This is a genomic window from Nonomuraea sp. NPDC049784 (genome assembly GCF_040659615.1).
In the GTDB taxonomy this organism is placed as follows: Bacteria; Actinomycetota; Actinomycetes; order Streptosporangiales; family Streptosporangiaceae; genus Nonomuraea.
Genome location: NZ_JBFAMX010000084.1, coordinates 1 through 18,081, shown reverse-complemented (window position 1 = coordinate 18,081; position 18,081 = coordinate 1). Strand labels below are relative to the sequence as shown.

The following is an 18,081-nucleotide window of genomic DNA, read 5'->3' as shown; positions in this document are numbered from 1 at the left end:
GGCGGGTGACCTTTCGCGCCCCCGGTGTCTGCGAAGAGGCACTACCTCCTGATCCCCAGAGGCAGGTACGAGCCAGTCCAAGCGGGGATGCCCGAGCCCGGCAATGTCCGCTCTTGGCCGACGTGAGTGCGTTGAGGGTCTGCGTGGACAATCCGAACTTTGTCGGAGATGGCGCCCATCATGTGCCGGCGCAGCCGGGGTCTCTCCTGACAGAGGGTGTGGTCTCGGCTAGCCGGTCGGCAAGGAAGCGCTGTTCTGGCTCAGTCTGCGCGAGGTCGAGCGCCCGGCGGTAGGCATGGTGGGCCTCGCCGTCGCGGCCGGCGCGACGCAGGAGCTCGGCGCGGGTGGAGTGGAAGTATCGGTAATGGTCGAGGTCGAGGCGGTCGAGGATGGCAAGGCCGGCTTCGGGGCCGTCGATCTCGGCCACGGCGATGGCCCGGTTCATCTCGACGATCGAAGAGCGGGTCTGTCTGGCGAGCGTCTGGTACAGCGCGGCGATCTGCCGCCAGTCACGGGGCTCATGCAGGTGCAGGTCGGCGATGGCCGCTTGGACCAGGTAGGGCCCGGTGCGCCCTCGTGCCATGGCCCGCTGCAGCAGCGCTCGGCCCTCGTCGATCTGCTCCGTGTCCCACCGGGTACGGTCCTGGTCGTCGAGGGGGACGATCTGCCCGTCGCGCAGGCGGGCCGCTTTGCGCGCGTCGTGCAGCAGCATCAGCGCCAGCAGCGCGAGTACGTCAGGTTCGTCCGGCATCAGGTCGGCGAGCGCCCGGCCGAGGTGGATCGCTTCCGCGGCGAGGTCGACGCGGCCGCCGCCCCAGCCCTGGTTGAAGATCAGGTAGACCACGGCGAGGACGGCCGCCAGCCGGTCGGGTAGCTGGTGATCGGGCGGCAGGGCGAACGGGATGCCCGCGTGACGGATCTTGTGTTTGGCCCTGGTCAGTCGCTTGCTCATGGTCTCGAACGGGACGAGGAACGCAAGCGCGATCTCGTCGGTGGACAGGCCGCCGAGGGTGCGCAGGGTGAGCGCCACCTGCGCCTCGAGGGCGAGCGCCGGGTGACAGCAGGTGAAGATCAGCTCCAGCCGCTCGTCCGGGATGGTGGCGGCGTCATCCATGAGTGCCTCCGGTGGCTGTGGCCCGGTCTCGATGTCGCGGGCGAGCAGCTTCGTCTTGTCGGCCAGGACCTGCTGGCGGCGCAGGTTGTCGATGGCGCGGTTGCGCGCGGTCGTGATGAGCCAGCCGATGGGGTTGGCCGGTTCTCCGTCGCGTGGCCAGCGTTCGGCGGCGATGGCGAACGCTTCGGCGGCCGCGTCCTCGGCCAGTTCGATGTCGCCGAGGATCCCGACCAGTGTGGCCAGCACGCGACCCCACTGGTCGCGGAAGACGGCGTCAAGCGCCACGGAAGCGTCCGTCGAGGATGGGCCGCACCTCGATCGCGCTGCCGGGTCTGGTCTCCTGGAGCAGTTCCTTGGCGATGGCGAGTGCCCCGTCGAGGTTGTCGGCCTCGATCAGGATCAGGCCGGCGAGGTACTCCTTGCTGTCGATGAACGGTCCGTCGGTCAGCGGCATCCGTCCTTCGTCGTTGCGCAGCGTCGTCGCCGACTCCGCAGCGTGGAGCCGTGCCCAGCCGGTGACGTTCGGCCGGTCGAGCTGGGCGGCAAGGGCACTCGGAATCGGGCGCGCTGCCCGGTCCGTGTCCTCCGTCGGGGTGTAGGCCAACAACGCGTACTGCATGAGTCCTCCAAGTCACGGGTCGGTGCCGCGTCAAGTATCAGACGAACAGCGTCGCCGTGGACGGACAGCAACCGCCGACAGATTTTTCCCGCGGTGGTGTCCGTCCGGCGCTTGGCCGTTCGTCACTGCTGTAGATCCGCCCGAGAGGAGGCGGCGAGGGCGCTGGAGGAGCCGATGACGAACGCCCGATCCCCGTCCACCGTGACCGCGATCCGGCCGCGCTGGGTGCTGGGCCTGACGACCGCCCCCCAAGCAACCGCCCACACCGACCCGGCCGGCGTCCTCGTCGCCGCCTGACCGAAGGGACCCACAATGCCTGACATCCTGCACCGCATCAGCATCGACGCCCCGCCGAAGCGGGTACACGACCTCATCGCCAGCACCGACGGCATCGCCCGCTGGTGGACCGGGCGGCCGCTCACTGGGGAACACACCACCGGCTCCAGCTTCAGTGTCTACTTCGGCGACGCCGAGCAGCCCGCCGCCGTCATGCAGGTCCTGACCGACACCCCGGACCAGGTGGTGTGGCGGGTCACCGACGGACCCGACACCTGGATCGACACCGGGATCACCTTCACCCTCCGACCCCGCGGCCATGGCGGCACCACTCTTCTGTTCACCCACGCCGGCTGGCAACAGGCCGGCGAATTCATGAGCGGATGCAGCACCAACTGGGGCGCCTACCTGGCCAGCCTCAAGACCGGCGCCGAAAGCGAGGCGTTCGCAGCCTACCCCGCCGGCGAAATCAGCCGCTGGGACTGAACACAGCCCAGAGAAGCGCCGACCTACCACTCATCCTCGGGCCGGCTCTTCACCCGGCTTCGACCTGCTGGACGCGGCGTCCATCGATACTCCGTCCCAGCCGCCAGATAGATGATCTCTAATTCCACAGAATCTCAGAGAATGTGCTGTTCCTACGTCAACCCAACCCAACCAACTGAGGAGGATCGATGACCACCGAACCCACGCCCAGCCCGAAGGCCGCGCGGCTCGAGCGTACCTACGACGCTCCGGCGGAGCTCATCTGGGAGCTGTGTACCACCGCCGCCGGCCTCGAGGAGTGGTGGGCCCCCGATGGCTTCGAAACCCGGGTGAGCGAGCTCGAGCTCAAGCCCACCGGTCAACTGCGGTACACCATGACCGCGACCGCGCCGGAACAGGTCGCGTTCATGCGGAACGCCGGCATGCCGCTCTCGAGCGAGTTGCGTAAGACGTTCACCGAGGTCGCACCGCCGACCCGTCTCGCCTACCTGTCGCTGATCGACTTCGTGCCCGACCACGAGCCGTATGAGCACCTGACGACCATCGACATCGAGCCCGCCGGTGACCACACGAACGTGGTCATGACGGTCGATCCCCTCCACGACGAAACCTGGACGCAGCAGCACCGCGCCCATCGCGGCGACGAACTCGACAACCTCGAGGCGGCGATCAGGCGCCGCACAATGTGATCGCACTGCCCGAGCCGACGTGGGAGACGCGGCCGCTGCGGGAGGACGAACGCATCCAGCTCGGCCAGGCCTGTCGGCGTTGGCGTCGGGGACGGAGCTGAAGGTGGTGCAGGGCACGCTTGGGCATGCCGGCATCGTGCTGACCGCCGACACCTACGTCTCGATGCGGCCGCAGCTCTACCACGACAGCGCACGGGCGACCGCGCGGTTGGTGCTCAAGGCAGTGCGAGCGACCAACCGCAAGATCGGCAAGGCGCGGGCTGGGCGTGAGATGCAGCTGAACTGCTTGGATGGGGTTTTCGGAAGGCGCAATGACGCGGACGACCGACCTATCGACGAAGCAGATGCTCTCCGAGCGTGTTCACGCCCGGCTCCGGGAAGCGATCATGAGGGGCGCGTACGTCCCGAGCGAAGCGCTCAAGCCACAGGAGCTTGCCCAGCAGCACCAGGTCAGCCTGGCGGTCGTCCGCGAAGCCCTGGTAGGGCTGGTCGGCGAGGGCGTCGCGGTGCGGCTGCCCAACCGCGGCTTCGCCGTCCCCGCCTTCTCCGACCGACGCTGGCAGGAGATCGCCGAGGCGCGCCGCACGATCGAACCGGTCATGCTGCGCATGGCGATCGAGCGCGGCGATCTCGACTGGGAAGCACGGGTGCGCGCGGCCCACCACCGGCTGGTCCGCACCCCGGTGTACGTGCCGGAGGAAGGCGAGTACTACAGCAGCGCGTGGTCCGAAGCCCACCGCGTCTTCCACCGGACCCTGCTGGAGGGATCCGGCAACCCTGTGCTGCTGAACACCTTCGACAGACTGTGGACGGCCAGCGAACTGGCCCGCCGCTGGTCTGCCCACCGCACACCCGACCGCGACGGCACCGCCGAACACCGCCGCCTGGAGGAGGTGGTCCTGGCCCGCGACGCCGACACCGCCGCCGAAGTACTGGCCAAGCACCTGACTCTGACCGCCGCGGGCCTGACCTCCTGCTCGTACGACAAACAGAGGGAAGGATTCTGACGCCTATCGCCGTACGGCGCCGCCCAATTTGTTGGACGACCCCCGGAAGCGAGAACGGAGTGTTGGCCGCCGAAGTGGGGTTGCGCCTGCCGATAGTTGCGTCCGCCCAGTTCACGGGCATGTGGGGCTATGCGTGGCGTGCGCGAGCTCCGGCCCTCAGTAGAGGGGAGACGCATGCGGCATGATGATCGACCGTGCTCCTCCGCCTGGCCTATCTCGCCGTTACGAACGCCTTCACTGCGCTGCGGCTGCTACCCATGGGCGATCGGGACAAGGACGTCGAGATACTCGCCCTGCGCCATCAGATCACCGTGCTTGAACGGCAACTGGGCGCCGATGCCAGGGTGAGGTTCGCGCCCGAGGAGCGGGCTTTCCTGGCCGCGCTGCTGACATCGTTGCCACGTGAGGTCCTGCGCCGGCTGCAGCTGTTCGTACGGCCGCATACCGTCTTGCGCTGGCACCGCGATCTGATGAAACGGCGTCACGCCCGTGCCTGCCGGCCGAACCGGCGAGGTCGCCCGCCCACCGTCCACTCCATCCGTGTCCTCATTCTGCGGCTGGTTCGCGAAAATCCCTCGTGGGGGTATCGGCGGGTGCACGGTGAGCTCATCACGCTCGGCATTAAGATCGCCCCGTCGACGGTCTGGGAGATCCTCAAGCAGGAAGGGCTTGATCCGGCGCCCGAGCGGGCGTCCACCACGTGGGCTGACTTCCTGCACTCGCAAGCCGATGCCCTGCTGGCCGGTCCATGATTCGTCCTGGAGGTCCCGGTCCTCGTTAGGGGGCAGAAGGACCGCCCTGCCGCCGTCGAGGAGGTCTTGGACATCCTCACCGACGGCTGGCGGCCACCGGACAGGCCGACCGAGTCACGGACCGGATGAGGTGACGGTCTCTCACTGGCCGCGTTCGGCCGATACGCCCGTAAGGAAGACCGAGATGGCATCGTCGATCAGCATCTCGCCCTGAGACGTCGTGATCCGTTGGGACGTGACGAGCGCCGAGATGCCCTGAACCGTCGCGGACAGCAGCAGGGTCAGCCGGCCGACGTCGCGTGCGTTGTCCGTGCCCGCTTCGACACCCGCGTTCATGATGTCGGTCATGACGCCGAACAGGCGCTCCGCGGCGTTTCGGACCGCTTCCGAGGGACCGTCGGCCTTCGTCGCGAACATGAGGTCGAGCAGCGCCGGGTCCCGCTCGGCGAACCTCAGGTATGCCGAGGCCGCCGCGTGAAGGGCGCGGGCCTGGTCCGCCGGCACCTGCGAAGCGGCATCGCGAATCTGGTCGGCGAGCCGGACGAAGCCCCGTTCCGCCAGTGCATCGAGCAGGGCGCTCCGGTCGACGAAATGACTTCGGGGAGCTCCATGACTGACGCCGGCCTCACGCGCCAGTTCCCGGAGGGACAGCGCATCGATCCCACGCTCACGAAGCACCGCCTCCGCCTGTTCGAGCAGCACGGCACGGAGATTGCCGTGATGGAAAGGCCTATGAGACATGGCTTCATCCTAGTGAAAATAGACGTTGACTAGTTACTAGACATTGCCTAGTCTCGCAGCTGCGGTTCGCATGACCCGACGACCCAGATAAGCGATCTGGTAACGGAAAGAGGCCCGGAGATGTCCCATCAGAACACCGCGCTGTGGCTGCCGAAGCGAGGCGCGCGCTTCGAGGTGGGCCCCGCCCCCTACACGCCTCCGGCGGCGAACGAGGTCGTCGTCCGCGTGCGGGCGATCGCCGTGAATCCCATCGACGGCATACCGGGCCTCCTGTACCGCCTGGCCCTGCCCTGGCTGACCTTTCCGGCCGTTGTGGGCTCGGACGTCGCCGGCGAAGTCGTCGAGACCGGTTCTGGCGTGACACGGCTTCGGCCGGGCGATCGCGTCCTCGGGCACGCGTTCGGCGTCGAGAAGTCGCAGAACCGCGCAGCCGAGAGCGCCTTCCAGCACTATGTCGTGCTCATGCAGCACATGGTCGCCCCCATCCCCGACTCGCTGCCCTTCACACAGGCGGCCGTGCTCCCGCTAGCCCTCTCGACCGCCTCGACCGGCTTGTTCCAGCAGGACCACCTGGGGCTGGCGATCCCAGGTGAACCGGACCTCTCCAACCCCGTCGACCGGTCGGAGACGGTGCTCGTATGGGGCGGTTCGACAAGCGTCGGGGCCAACGCGATCCAGCTCGCCCGCAACGCCGGCTACCAGGTCGTGGCCACCGCCTCGCCGCACAACTTCGACTACGTCCGATCCCTGGGCGCCGCCGAGGCCGTCGACCGCAGCAGCCCCACCTCCGTCGAGGAAATCGTGGAGCGGATCGGCGGCAGTCCGCTCGCAGGCACGCTCGCGATCGGATCCAGGTCGCTCACGAAGACGATCACGATCGCGGCCAGGACCGCGGGCAGCAAGCGGATCGCCTCGGCGCAGCCCGCACTGTTCACGCGCATCACGGGACGGCACGCGCGGCGGCTCGGTGTACGGGTGAGCAGCATCTGGGGCGGCACTTTGAAGGACAACGAGGTCGGACCGGCGATCTACGTCAGCTTCCTGCCGACCGCACTCTCCACCGGCGCCTACCGCGCCGCACCGGACGCGACCGTCGTCGGCCACGGACTCGCACACATCCCTGACGCGCTGCAACAGCTCAAGAACGGCGTCTCCGCGAAAAAGCTCGTCGTCACCCTCTGAGCCCTCGAACGGTTTACGGACCACCGAGGCCTGGACAAGGTCCGGAACTGACGCGTCAGCGAAGTGTTCCGCTTTCTTATCCGCGATCGGGACGCCAAGTTCACCGCCGTCTTCGATGAGATCTTCGCCGCCGTGGGCATCACGGTGTTGATACGCCGCCGCGGACACCGAGGGCGAACGCCATCTGCGAACGCGTGATCGGCACCATACGCCGCGAACCACTGGAAAGGATCTTGATCCTTGGCGAACGCCACCTGGCCTTGGTGCTTGGCGAATACCTGATCCACTACGACGGGCACAGACCCCACCAATCTCGCCACCAGCGACCCCCGGACTCCGAAACGCAGCCCGTCCGAGATGTGGAGGTGGGTCAGCGGCTCGAGCCCGATTGTGCGGTCCTGGCCTGTCGGGTCGAGCCGGGCGAGTACCGGTGGTGGCCGCCGTTGCGGATGCGTGGGAACGCCGCGAGACACGGTGACCAGGCAGCTGGCGCACGAGCCGTTCGGGTGGCAGCCGACGCGGTGCTGACCGAAGGTCGCCGCGTGCTGATCAGCGACCCGCACCGTCTCGACGGCGTGCAGGTCATCGGCGTCGACGAGCACGCGTGGCGACACACCCGTCGCGGGGACAAGTACGTCACGGTGATCATCGACCTGACACCGGTGCGTGACGGCACTGGCCCGGCGCGGTCGCGGTCATGGATCCCTTCCACGTCGTAGCACTGGCCGGCGACGCCCTCGACCGATGTCGGCAGCGTGTTCAGCAACAGACCTGCGGGCACCGCGGGCGCACCGGTGACGCCGACGTGCCGGCCTACTTCGAGCGGGCCGGCACCAGCAACGGACCGACCGAAGCGATCAACGGCCGCCTGGAACACCTACGCGGCTCCGCGCTGGGCTTCCGCAACCTCGCCAACCACATCGCAAGATCACTCCTCGAGGCTGGCGGGTTCAGACCACAACTACACACTCAGATCGGATGAGCCCGGAAAGTTTTGAAAGAAATCCGGGAGGCGTGTCGGATCGGGACGGTGGTGTTCGTAGCAGGGGTGAGGCCGCCACAAGGCGCGCGCGACCAACTTCCCGCAAGGAGACACCATGACTGCCACGTACACCTTCGACATCTTCTCCACGCTCGACGGCTTCGCCAACCACAACGGCGACTGGGGCGGCTACTGGGGCAAGCAGGGCCCCGAATTCCTCGCGTATCGCGCCGCTGCCTACCGCGACCCGCTGCGCATGGTGCTCGGGGCCAAGACCTACTCGTCGAATGCGCCGTTCCTTAACGCAGGCTTCGACCGCAGCCTGTTCGACGGGTGGATCACGCGCATGTTCGACTCCCCGGTCACGGTGCTCTCCAGCCGGCTGACCGAGCCGCTCGAGTGGCCGGACACGACCATCGAGTCCGGCGATCCTGTCGAGGTGGTCACGCGCCTCAAGGCCGAATCCGATGTGCCGCTGCGCTCCCACGGCAGCCTGACGCTCAACCGGGCGCTGCTGAACGCCGGCCTGATCGACACCATCGAGGTGACGGTCTTCCCAGTGATCTCCGGGACGACCGGCGTGGACCGGATCTTCGACGGTGCGGGCGACTTCGACCTCGAGCTGCTCGAGGCCCGGACCTTCGACGGCCACACGCAGGTGCTGACCTATCGGCCGACCCGACACAGTTGATCGGCGACGGGGCGGCGTTGATCCATCGCCCAAGCGAATTGGGCGCCAAAGTTCGAGCCGATCAAGCAGCCCTTCACGCTTACGATCCAATGTACGAGGAAGTGACAGCGGCGCACTACCAGGCCCACTGACCGCTGTCAGCCGTCACGTCGGCGACGCTACGCCTCCCCCGTGCGCCCCTGATGTCCACCGAATCGAGATCTTGTAGCCGCCCGTCGGCCGGAACCTCCGAGCCGCGAAACCCGCCATCACGCCTCCACCATGGCGTGAGTGTGTACGTCAAAGCGCATGATTGTGCTCCTTTGCTACACGGGCTAGCCCCAGAGCGCGCCCAGGCGGCCGGCCGCTCGTCGCACCTCGGCATACGAACGGGCAGAGCTCTTGGCTTGGCTGGCGATGTTGGACCCAAGGGCGGCTGAGATGATCGTCCGGACAGTGGTCCACCGGTTCTGGTAGCGGACCTGCCGGCCGACCCAGGAAAGGGCGTCCGCTTCGGGTTTCCAGGCCGCCTCATAACGGGCAGCGGCGGTATCCAGCGGCCCTGCCGCCAGGCACTGGTCGAGCACCATCGCCGACTCCAGGGCCGCGTTGCCACCCTGGCCGATCGGCGGGTAGGCGGCAGCGGCGTCGCCGAGCAGTACCGCCCGGCCGCCGTGCAGGTTCGAGCAGATCAGCCGCTGGCCCAGGTGGACGCTCTCTCGTCGGGAGAACGCGGCGATCGCCTGCTCGCTGGTCAGATCCCGGGCGCGTGGGACGTGCCGACCCAGCCAGGCGGCGGCCTGCTCGGGGGAGGTGAAGGAGGCCGGCTTGTTCACCCCGATCACGCACAGCCAGCGCACGCCATCCGATCTGCCCTCGTCGGTGGTCACCCCCGCGACGGCGAACGGACTGAACGCCAGGCCGTGGAGGTAGCGCTTGTCCAGCCGGTCACCGACCCGGTCGAGTTCCAGGATGGTCCCGTAGTTCGGGACGCTGGAGGTCTCGACGGTGAAGCCCTCGATCTGCTCCTGCATGGCCGTACGCACCGCCGAGCCCGCACCGTCGGCGCCGATGAGGAGGTCGAAGCGCCGTCCGGCCACCTCACCCGCGTGGATCTGAACGTACGCCGACGAGGTTTCGGCAGGCGCACAAGCGCGCGGGCCTCGCCGGCGAACTCGGCTGTTTCGACCTCCGCCGACCTTGGAGAGCGGGTGCGGGTGGCCGAGCAATAGTGACGCAGGCGGCGACGCTCCCTTGCTGCCTTCGCCGACGCGCTGTCGGCGCTCGGATGAGATCTACTTCATCCAGCCGGCCTTGTTGAAGTCGTCGGAGGACAGGCCGCCGGCGCCGAAGTTGGCCAGGCCCTTACGGACCGCGAGGATCTGCGGGCGCTGGTAGAGCGCGATCGAGTGCCCGAGTGACCAGACGAGCGCGTCGGCCTGGTTGTACAGCTTGAGGGCTTCGGCCCTGTCGGTGGCGACCTGGGCCTTCTTCAGCAGGTCCACCAATTCGGGCGAGCTGACCCGGCCGTAGTTTTGGAAGACGTTGTCGCCGTCGGGCGCCTGGTATTGCGCGTAAGCCTCCGACAAGTAGATCTGGTCCACGTTGCGGAAGGAGACCAGGTCGAAGTTGCCGCGGTTGACGTACTTCTCGAAGTAGTCGTTGCCGGGCACCTTGTCGATCGTGAGCTGGATGCCCACCTGGCCGAGCATCTGCTGCATCAGCGTGGCCTGGTCGATCTGCTGCTGGGTGGCGTCGGCCGAGATGACGAACGATAGCTTGAACGGCTGGCCGTCCTTGGTGCGCGGGTTGCCATCGGCCCATCCGGCGTCCGTGAGGAGCTTCTTCGCGCCCTCAACGTCGAGCTTGCCCCATTCGCCGGAGGTGTCCTGGTAGCCCTCCTGGTTCGGCATGAAGAAGTGGTTGCCGACGGGCTTGGGATCGACGGGCAGGCCCTTCAGCGAGACCGTGGCGATGGCCTGCCGGTCGATGGCCTTCTCAACCGCGTTACGGACCTTCTGATCGGCCAGCGGGCCGCGGCCGCCGTTCAGGAGGACGATGACCTCGTCCCAGCGGGCGCCGACGCGGATGTCGGTGGCGGGGTCGTTCTTGACCCGCTCGTAGGCCTCGGTGCGGACGGCGCTGGTGTAGTCGATCTCCTTGTTGAGGTAGGCGTCGAGTTGGGCGGCTGGGTCAAGGGCGCGGAAGACGATCGTGTCGAGCTTGGGCGGGGTGCCCCACCAGCTGGTGTCGCGCACCGCGGTGACCGTCTGCGCGGTCTTGTCGTAAGTGCCGATCTTCCATGCGGCGCTGGTGATCGGTACCTTCTCTATCCAGTGCTTGTTGAACTTCTCGGGAGTGTCGTATTCGGCCGCGGGGAAGAGCACCTTGAACAGCGACTGCCAGTCGGCGAACGGCTGCGCGAACGTCACCTTCACCTCAGCGGCGTCGGCCCCCTGCTCCACCTTGCTGACCAGCTCGTAACCGGCCGAGCTGGCAATCAGGTAGCGCTTGTCCTTGCCGTTGAGGGCGTTCCACTGCGCCTCGAAGTCCTTGTACGACAGCGGCTTGCCGTCGGACCACTTGGCCTTCGGGTTCAGCTTGTAGGTGATGACCTGCGGGGAGGTTGAGGTCACCTCGGCTGAGATCAGGTAGTCGGGGTTGGCGTGCGGCACGCCCTTGGCGTCGTTCAGGAACAGCGTGGGCTCCACCAGCGAGGTGATCGCCTGCGCGTCACCCTGCGTGCCGTCCACCTGGTTGCTGTTGTACTGCGTGATCCACTGCTGGATCGCCATGTGCAGGGCTCCGCCGTCCTTCAGCTTGTCCGGCGGCTGCGGGTTGACGCCGGAAGCGTTGGCCGCCAGCGGTGTGGTGCTGGGGGCCGCGGACGATGTGGAGGGGTTCTGTCCACCCGCGCAGGCGGAAACCGCCAGGGCGAGTGCGGCGACCATGACGGGCAGCTTTATTCTCAACGGAAGCTCCTATTTATCCAAAAACCTATCTGAACTGTAGGATAGCCTGTGACGCTGGGAGGATCTTCGTGCTGGGCTACCTCGGCAGACGAGCCGGGTACTACGTCGTGTTGCTCCTGGTAGCGGTCTTCATTTCGTACGCCCTGGCGTCGGCGAGCATGAATCCCAGGGCCTATTTCGAGGGCAGGCGCCCGCAGCCGACCGCGGAGATGGTCGATGCGCAGCTCACCGAACTCGGGATCAACGACAAGGTCCCCTTTCTCCAGCGTTTCGGCACCTGGGCGGGAAAGGCCGTCACGGGCGACCTCGGCAGGACGATCGACGACACCTCAGTCAACGACGAGTTCGGTCGCCGAGTCGGGGTGAGCCTGCGGTTGCTACTCCTCGGCACGCTGGTCGGGACCGTGGCCGGTGTGCTGGCGGGAGCGTGGGGGGCGATCAGGCAGTATCGCTTCTCCGACCGGGCCGTCACGGCGATCTCGTTCATCCTGCTGTCGACGCCGGTGTTCCTGCTGGCGACGCTGTTGAAGATCGGCACCACCTGGCTGAACGACAACGTGGGCCACCTGATCGACTTCACCGGCGAGAAGTCGCCCGACCTGCAGGGCGGGTTCCTCGTCCAACTCGGTGACCGGGCCGGGCACCTGCTGCTGCCCACGCTCTCGATCGCGCTGGGGACCATCGCCGCCTACAGCCGCTACCAGCGCGCCACCATGCTCGACGTGCTGGCCTCCGACTACCTGCGCACCGCTCTGGCCAAGGGCATCCACCCGAGGACGGCCATGCTCAGGCACGGCCTGCGGACCGCGCTGGTGCCGATGACCACCTTCTTCGCATTCGGGTTCCTCGGCATCTTCACCGGCGCGGCCTTCACCGAGCGGATCTTCGGCTGGCACGGCATGGGCGACTGGTTCATGAACGCCGTCGGCCGCAACGACCTGAACTCCGTGGTCGCCGTCAACCTCTTCGCCGCCGTCGTCATCCTGCTGTCGGGCTTCGTGGCCGACATCCTGCTCGCCGTCCTCGATCCCCGGGTGCGTCACGCATGATCACACTTCGCCGCTTCGTCAAGTCGAAGGGTGTCCTGGTGGGCGCCCTGGTCATCGTGCTGCTGTTCCTCCTGGGTTTCCTCGGTCCGGTGATCAGCCCGTGGACGCCCACCCAGGTCGACTACCTGTCGATCCGTTCGGCTCCCTCGGCGGCGCACTGGTGGGGGACCAACAGGATTGGCCAGGACATCTTCTCGCAGACCACGTATGGGCTCCGCAAGTCGCTCATCATCGGCCTGGTCGTGGCCCTGTTCTCGACCGTGCTCGCCTCGCTGGCCGGCGCCGCGGCCGGGTATCTCGGCGGCTGGACAGACCGGGCGCTGCGCTTCTGCATCGACCTGCTCCTGATCTTTCCCGGGTTCCTGATCATCTCGATGGTGTCACCGCGGCTGAAGGGAGCGGGCTGGCTGGTCTTCGCGCTCCTCCTCGGATTCCTCGGATGGATGATCAGCGCCAGGATCGTCAGGTCGATGACGCTTTCCCTGAAGGAACGCGACTTCGTGCGGGCGGCCGAGCTCATGGGCGTCCCGAGGTTTCGGATCATCGCCCGGCACATCCTGCCCAATGTCGCGTCGTTCCTGATCATCGACACCACGATCGCGGTCGGCGGCGCGGTCATGAGCGAGACCGCGCTCTCCTACTTCGGGTTCGGCGTTCAGCCGCCCGACGTCTCCCTGGGCACATTGATCGCCGACGGCACCGAGGCCGCCATCGGCTACCCGTGGATGTTCTATTTCGCCGCCGGCCTCCTCATCGTCTTCGTGCTGGCGATCAGCCTCGTCGGGGACGGCCTGCGCGACGCGCTCGACCCCACCAGCGAGGCCGCCCGTCCCAAGCGGGGTACGGTGGCGGCGCTTCCACGCTCCGAAGCGCCTTCCGACGACGTGGTCCTCAGCGTCCGTGATCTTACGGTCCGCTTCGGCGACGCCGTCGCCGTCGACTCGGTGAGCTGGGACCTGCGCCGCGGCGAGGTACTCGGCATCGTGGGTGAGTCGGGCTCGGGCAAATCCGTGACGGCCCTGGCCGCGATGGGACTGCTGCCCGCCACGGCCACGGTCAAGGGTTCGGTACGACTCGGCGACACCGAACTGATCGGCGCCGACGTACGCACCCTCATGCGGGCCCGCGGTGCCAGGGTCGCCATGGTCTTCCAGGATCCGCTGTCGGCCTTCACCCCCGTCTACCGGATCGGCGTCCAGATCGCCGAGGCGCTACGTGCCCACACGGACCTGAGCAGGGAGGAGGCCCATGCCAAGGCCGTCGAGCTGCTCAGGTCGGTCGGCATCCCCGAGCCCGAACGGCGGGCCGAGTCCTACCCGCACGAGTTCTCCGGCGGCATGCGCCAGCGCGCCATGATCGCCATGGCCATCGCCAACGACCCTGACGTGATCCTCGCCGACGAGCCCACGACCGCGCTGGACGTCACAGTCCAGGCTCAGGTGCTCGACCTGCTCCGCAGGGCGCAACGCGAGACGGGCGCGGCCCTGGTCCTGGTCAGCCACGACCTCGGCGTGATCGCGGGAATCGCCGACAGGGTCGCGGTGATGAACAGGGGCGTGGTGGTGGAGGAGGGCGGGGCGGATCGGGTGTTCGCCCGGCCGCGGGAGCCGTACACCAAGGATCTGCTGGCGGCGGTGCCGCGGCTGGACGCGGCCATCGAGCCGCGCAGTCCCGCGCGGGGGGCGCCGCTGGTCGAGGTGACCGGCTTGCGCAAGACCTTCCCGCTGATGCGCGGGTCGGCGTTCAAACGCAGGGTCGGAACCGTCTACGCCGTGGACGGCGTGGATCTGACCGTCAGGCCAGGCGAGACGCTGGGGCTGGTGGGCGAGTCGGGGTCCGGGAAGACCACCACGCTGTTCGAGATCCTCGGGATGCCAGGGGTCAGCAGAGACGCGCAGATCGTCTTCCAGGACCCAATGTCGAGCCTCGATCCGAGGATGACCGTGGGCGCGATCATCGCCGAGCCGCTGCGTGCCAAGGGGCTGCCCGTCGACAGCGTGCCCGAACTGCTCGAGCAGGTCGGGCTGAAGGCCGAGCACGCCGACAGGTTCCCGCACGAGTTCTCCGGCGGGCAGCGCCAGCGCATCGGCATCGCCCGCGCGCTGTCGGTCCGGCCCAAGCTGGTCGTGCTCGACGAGCCGGTCTCCGCGCTGGACGTGACCGTGCAGGCGGGCATCCTGGACCTGCTCGTCCGGCTCCGCGACGAGCTGGGGCTGGCCTACCTGTTCGTCTCACACGACTTGGCCGTGATCCGGCAGATCTCCGATCGGGTGAGCGTGATGTATCTCGGCAGGACCGTCGAGACCGGCGACACCGCGACCGTGCTGAGCGATCCCCTGCATCCCTATACCAGGGCGCTCATCTCGGCCGTGCCGATCCCGGACCCGGCCGTCGAGCGTGCCCGCGAGCACCTGCTCCTGCCGGGCGACCCGCCGAGCCCCTTCGAACGCCACCAGGGATGCCCGTTCCGCGGCCGTTGCCCGGTATACGCGGGCCTGCCGTTCCCGGACAGGCAGCGGTGCGAGACCGAGTCGCCCGCGCAGGAGGAGCGCCGCTCAGGCCATCTCGTGGCTTGCCACTTCGCTGTGCGAGGCCTTCTTTCCTCGCTCGGTTGAGATCACCAGCCCGACTCCGACCTGGATGACCAACCCGCCCACAAGGGTCTGGGTGGTCACTGTCCCGCCCAGCACCAGCGTGCCCAGCGCCACCTCCACCACTGGGTTGACGTCGGCGTAGGTGGACACCAGCGAGATCGGGGCGTTGCCCAGCGGCGGCTGTCAGGCCGGCGCGACGCCGCTCGCCACCCCCAAGGAAGCCATCGTTACGTGCCAGTTTTGACGCGGTACAGGCTGGACCGCCGACGGGGTGATCATCTACAACATCAACAACGGCGGGAAGGGAGACATGCGCTGGGAGCTCGGCGGCTCCCCCTCCACCTCCCTCGCGCCGGACGGAACGGAGACGACAGAGCCGTCCACGGAGGCGCCCGCTTCCCCGTGAGTGGCGTCCGCTGATAGGGCTCGATGGCGGGCGCCCGATGACGGCGAGGGGCCGCCTCCCCGCGAGGGAGGCGGCCCCAGATGGAATCGCGGCTCAGCGCAGGCCGTAGGCGCGGATGATCGTCTGCGTCACGGTGGCCCCCTGCTCGTCGGCCGCCTTGGCGCGCAGCGAGACGAAGGCCGCGCCACGCGGGTTGCGGATCTTGGCGGTGCCGTGCTTCACGGTGACGGGCCGCCAGGTGGCGCCGTCGTCGAACGACGCCTCCAGACTCCTCAGGGAGGCGGGCGACGGCGCGGCTCCCGGGCTGCGCTCGACCGCGATGGTCAGCCTCGTCTGCTGCCCGGTGCGGGCACGGTTGCTCAGGTCGAGGCCGTGCGCCTCGGCACGCACCGCCATCAGCGGCAGCACCGTGATCTCCTCAGTCGTGTCCGACTCGAACGTCCACTCCGTATCGATCCGGGTCGAGAGCCCGGCGTAGGGACGCTCCCTGAGCACGGTGCCGCGCAGAGTGTAGACGCCCGTCCCCGCGGGCACGGCGGCCGTCGGCTGCCACAGGCCGACGGGCGACCAGCGCTTGAGCAGCTTGCCGTCGCGCTCCAGGTCGAGCGTGCCGGTGGCGCCCCAGTCGGTGCCGGTGGCGCCGGCCTGCGTGTCGATGAACCACTGGATGCCGTAGGAGGAGTTCAGCCCCATGGTGTCGCCGAGCCTGGCCAGGCCGTCGGTCACCATGGTCGGGCCGATGACGCCCGCGTTCCACACCAGGTGGTTGTTCTTCCGAGGGCCGAACTCGTGCTGCGCGGCGGTCAGCGACATGCGCCCCTCGACCCTGATGCGGTCGTTCCAGAGGCCGGCCGTCCGGTAGTCGTCCACCCTGGAGGGGAAGGCGACCGGCTGGTCGAAGGTCGGCGTGGGGTGGCCGTCGGCGGGGGTGGAGCCGCTGTCGCCGGCGGCGGGCGAGCCCTGGGCGCGGTAGTCGATCCTGACCTTGGTCAGCCGGTCACGGGTGGTGCTGTAGGAAAGGTCGGCGGGCACGCCGCCCTGGCGCAGGTCGGCCACATGGTAGAAGAAGGGGCTCGGCTGCTGTGCGGTCGCGCCCTTCTTCGCGAACGTGGCGTGTGCCCGGTAGGAGGCCGCGTCGTCTTTCAGCGGGGTCACGTAGAGCGTGCCGAACTGGGCGGGCGTGGCTGCCAGGAGGGAGTAGGAGCGCGCGCCGTCCAGGCGGGGCAGCAGGACACTGGCGGAGAGTGAGACGCCTTCGGCCGCGCTGTCGGCCATCTCGACCCGCACCGGTACGCCCTCGCGGGCGTCCACGATGACGGACTTGTCGGAGTCGAGCGTCACCTGCTCGATCGCCAGCGTGTGGGTGCCGTCGGAGGCGGTGGAGTTCCCGTGCACCACGTAGTAGTCGCCCTCTGGAACGCTGAGAGATCCGGTGCCCCCCGACAGGGTCAGGTAGTGGTTGGCCCCGGTGTAACGCTCGTACACCTCGACCGTGCCCTTGGCGGGCTGGCCCGTCCGGTCGATCGAGCTGACCGTGAGCTTACGCGGGGGGACCGGCGTGTAGTCGGCCAGGATCGTCCGCACCACGTTCTCGCCGCCCTTGGCGACCAGGGCCGTGGCCTGCGCGCCGCGCGGCATGACGTCGTGGACGGTCACCGTGACGGCCGCGCTGCCGTGCGCGGACACGTCGAGGCTCGTCCTGTCGAGGGTGAACATCCCGCCGTTGCCCGGCTGCCCGCCCGGCGACGACGGGGTCTCCACCGTCAGCTTCAGCGTGACGGCGCTGTCGCCGTCATTGGTGTACGTCACCTGGTGGCTCGCCTCGGCGCCCGGTTCCCTGCCCCAGCCCTCGGCCAGCGAGAGATTGGCGGGGGCGGCGGTGACCTGCTGGGCGGTGGCCCTGGCGGCGTCGACCCGGCCCGCGCCCTGGTGGTAGGCGGTCAGCCCCGCGGTGGCGACTGCGGAGCCGATGAGCGCGGCCTTGATCTTCTGGCCGTCCCAATCAGGGTGCCGCTGAGCGACCAGCGCGGCCGCGCCCGCCACGTGCGGGGTCGCCATCGAGGTGCCGCTCATGCCGACGTAGCCGCCGCCGAGCTTGGCGGCGACGATGCCGACACCGGGAGCGGTGATCTCCGGCTTGACGGCGAAGTCGCCCATCCGGGGGCCGCGGCTGGAGAAGTACGCCAGCTTGTCGGAGCGGTCGACGGCGCCGACCGACAGCGCCGCGTCCGCGGTGCCGGGGCTCTCCACGGTGGTGGTGCCGCTCTCACCGGAGTTGCCCGCGGCCACCACGAACAGCGCGCCGGTCTGCTTGGAGAGCTGCCCGATCGTGTACTCCAGCGGGTCGACGCCCGCCGAGTCCTGGCCGCCGATGCTCATGCTCACGATCTTGGCGCCGGCGGTGGTGGCGGCCCACGTCATGCCCTCGATCATCGCGGAGTCGGGGCAGCTGCCGCTTGCGGTGCAGACCTTGCCGACCGCCAGGGTCGCGTCGGGCGCGACGCCCCGGTAGCCGGAGTCGGCGGTGCCGGCGATCGTCGAC

17 protein-coding genes and 3 pseudogenes are annotated in these 18,081 nt (G+C 68.4%); 13 read left to right on the top strand and 7 right to left on the bottom strand.

Features of this window, described 5'->3' with window-relative positions; all coding sequences use genetic code 11:
- Positions 1-178 precede the first annotated feature (178 nt).
- Both AB0J09_RS19700 and AB0J09_RS19695 read right to left on the bottom strand, forming a co-directional pair.
- Positions 179-1,399, bottom strand: coding sequence for a DUF6596 domain-containing protein (locus AB0J09_RS19700; RefSeq protein WP_360692609.1), 1,221 nt, complete (start codon positions 1,397-1,399; stop codon positions 179-181).
- Positions 1,389-1,733 (bottom strand): YciI family protein, encoded by a 345-nt coding sequence (locus AB0J09_RS19695; RefSeq protein WP_360692606.1) that lies wholly within the window; start codon positions 1,731-1,733, stop codon positions 1,389-1,391. The genes AB0J09_RS19700 and AB0J09_RS19695 overlap by 11 nt, the downstream gene beginning before the upstream one ends.
- 174 nt (positions 1,734-1,907) lie before the next feature.
- Here AB0J09_RS19695 and AB0J09_RS19690 point away from each other — a divergent pair, with 174 nt between their 5' ends.
- The 5 genes from AB0J09_RS19690 to AB0J09_RS19670 all read left to right on the top strand — a co-directional run bounded on the left by AB0J09_RS19690 (position 1,908) and on the right by AB0J09_RS19670 (position 4,943).
- Positions 1,908-2,030: a hypothetical protein gene (locus tag AB0J09_RS19690; protein WP_360692603.1), complete on the top strand. Its 123-nt coding sequence runs from the start codon at positions 1,908-1,910 to the stop codon at positions 2,028-2,030.
- A gap of 15 nt (positions 2,031-2,045) precedes the next feature.
- Positions 2,046-2,495: an SRPBCC domain-containing protein gene (locus tag AB0J09_RS19685; protein ID WP_360692600.1), complete on the top strand. Its 450-nt coding sequence runs from the start codon at positions 2,046-2,048 to the stop codon at positions 2,493-2,495.
- Positions 2,496-2,683: 188 nt separating this feature from the next.
- Entirely contained in the window at positions 2,684-3,184 is a 501-nt protein-coding gene (locus AB0J09_RS19680; protein ID WP_360692597.1) for an SRPBCC domain-containing protein, read from the top strand.
- 290 nt (positions 3,185-3,474) lie between these two features.
- Entirely contained in the window at positions 3,475-4,191 is a 717-nt protein-coding gene (locus AB0J09_RS19675; RefSeq protein ID WP_360692595.1) for a GntR family transcriptional regulator, read from the top strand.
- Positions 4,192-4,385: 194 nt separating this feature from the next.
- The gene (locus AB0J09_RS19670) at positions 4,386-4,943 is read left to right on the top strand and encodes a hypothetical protein (protein ID WP_360692592.1); all 558 of its coding nucleotides are present in this window, start codon (positions 4,386-4,388) and stop codon (positions 4,941-4,943) included.
- 141 nt (positions 4,944-5,084) lie between these two features.
- Here the strand turns inward: AB0J09_RS19670 and AB0J09_RS19665 are convergent, their stop codons facing one another.
- Positions 5,085-5,645 carry a TetR/AcrR family transcriptional regulator gene (locus tag AB0J09_RS19665; RefSeq protein WP_360692589.1) on the bottom strand — a complete coding sequence of 187 codons (561 nt, stop codon included), beginning with the start codon at positions 5,643-5,645 and terminating at the stop codon, positions 5,085-5,087.
- A 159-nt stretch (positions 5,646-5,804) separates the two neighbouring features.
- Between AB0J09_RS19665 and AB0J09_RS19660 the strand changes: the two genes are divergently transcribed.
- The 4 genes and pseudogenes from AB0J09_RS19660 to AB0J09_RS19645 all read left to right on the top strand — a co-directional run bounded on the left by AB0J09_RS19660 (position 5,805) and on the right by AB0J09_RS19645 (position 8,539).
- Positions 5,805-6,866, top strand: a complete 1,062-nt coding sequence (locus AB0J09_RS19660; protein WP_360692586.1) for a zinc-binding alcohol dehydrogenase family protein — start codon at positions 5,805-5,807, stop codon at positions 6,864-6,866.
- A gap of 164 nt (positions 6,867-7,030) precedes the next feature.
- Positions 7,031-7,186, top strand: a pseudogene (locus AB0J09_RS19655) (integrase core domain-containing protein); the annotation flags it as partial.
- A gap of 45 nt (positions 7,187-7,231) precedes the next feature.
- A pseudogene (locus AB0J09_RS19650) lies at positions 7,232-7,848 on the top strand (transposase); the annotation flags it as partial.
- 115 nt (positions 7,849-7,963) lie between these two features.
- Complete coding sequence (locus AB0J09_RS19645; RefSeq protein ID WP_360692583.1) at positions 7,964-8,539, top strand: dihydrofolate reductase family protein; 576 nt, start codon at positions 7,964-7,966, stop codon at positions 8,537-8,539.
- 314 nt (positions 8,540-8,853) lie between these two features.
- Here the strand turns inward: AB0J09_RS19645 and AB0J09_RS19640 are convergent, their stop codons facing one another.
- Both AB0J09_RS19640 and AB0J09_RS19635 read right to left on the bottom strand, forming a co-directional pair.
- Positions 8,854-9,618, bottom strand: coding sequence for an FAD-dependent monooxygenase (locus AB0J09_RS19640; protein ID WP_360692580.1), 765 nt, complete (start codon positions 9,616-9,618; stop codon positions 8,854-8,856).
- A gap of 195 nt (positions 9,619-9,813) precedes the next feature.
- Positions 9,814-11,490 carry an ABC transporter family substrate-binding protein gene (locus AB0J09_RS19635; protein ID WP_360692577.1) on the bottom strand — a complete coding sequence of 559 codons (1,677 nt, stop codon included), beginning with the start codon at positions 11,488-11,490 and terminating at the stop codon, positions 9,814-9,816.
- Positions 11,491-11,558: 68 nt separating this feature from the next.
- On the opposite strand from AB0J09_RS19635, the gene AB0J09_RS19630 reads away from it, so the two are divergent.
- The 3 genes and pseudogenes from AB0J09_RS19630 (at position 11,559) to AB0J09_RS19620 (ending at position 15,154) form a co-directional block, all read left to right on the top strand.
- Positions 11,559-12,539 carry an ABC transporter permease gene (locus AB0J09_RS19630; RefSeq protein ID WP_360692574.1) on the top strand — a complete coding sequence of 327 codons (981 nt, stop codon included), beginning with the start codon at positions 11,559-11,561 and terminating at the stop codon, positions 12,537-12,539.
- Positions 12,536-13,339: pseudogene (locus tag AB0J09_RS19625) on the top strand (ABC transporter permease); the annotation flags it as partial. The gene AB0J09_RS19630 and the pseudogene AB0J09_RS19625, both read left to right, overlap by 4 nt.
- 84 nt (positions 13,340-13,423) lie before the next feature.
- Positions 13,424-15,154, top strand: a complete 1,731-nt coding sequence (locus AB0J09_RS19620; protein WP_360692636.1) for an ABC transporter ATP-binding protein — start codon at positions 13,424-13,426, stop codon at positions 15,152-15,154.
- Here the strand turns inward: AB0J09_RS19620 and AB0J09_RS19615 are convergent.
- Positions 15,095-15,283, bottom strand: a complete 189-nt coding sequence (locus tag AB0J09_RS19615) for a hypothetical protein (RefSeq protein ID WP_360692571.1) — start codon at positions 15,281-15,283, stop codon at positions 15,095-15,097. The two genes, AB0J09_RS19620 and AB0J09_RS19615, sit on opposite strands and share 60 nt — an antisense overlap.
- A 121-nt stretch (positions 15,284-15,404) precedes the next feature.
- Between AB0J09_RS19615 and AB0J09_RS19610 the strand changes: the two genes are divergently transcribed.
- Complete coding sequence (locus AB0J09_RS19610; RefSeq protein ID WP_360692568.1) at positions 15,405-15,539, top strand: hypothetical protein; 135 nt, start codon at positions 15,405-15,407, stop codon at positions 15,537-15,539.
- 93 nt (positions 15,540-15,632) lie between these two features.
- Here the strand turns inward: AB0J09_RS19610 and AB0J09_RS19605 are convergent.
- On the bottom strand, positions 15,633-18,081 hold a 2,449-nt coding region (locus AB0J09_RS19605; protein WP_360692565.1), incomplete at its 5' end, for a S8 family serine peptidase.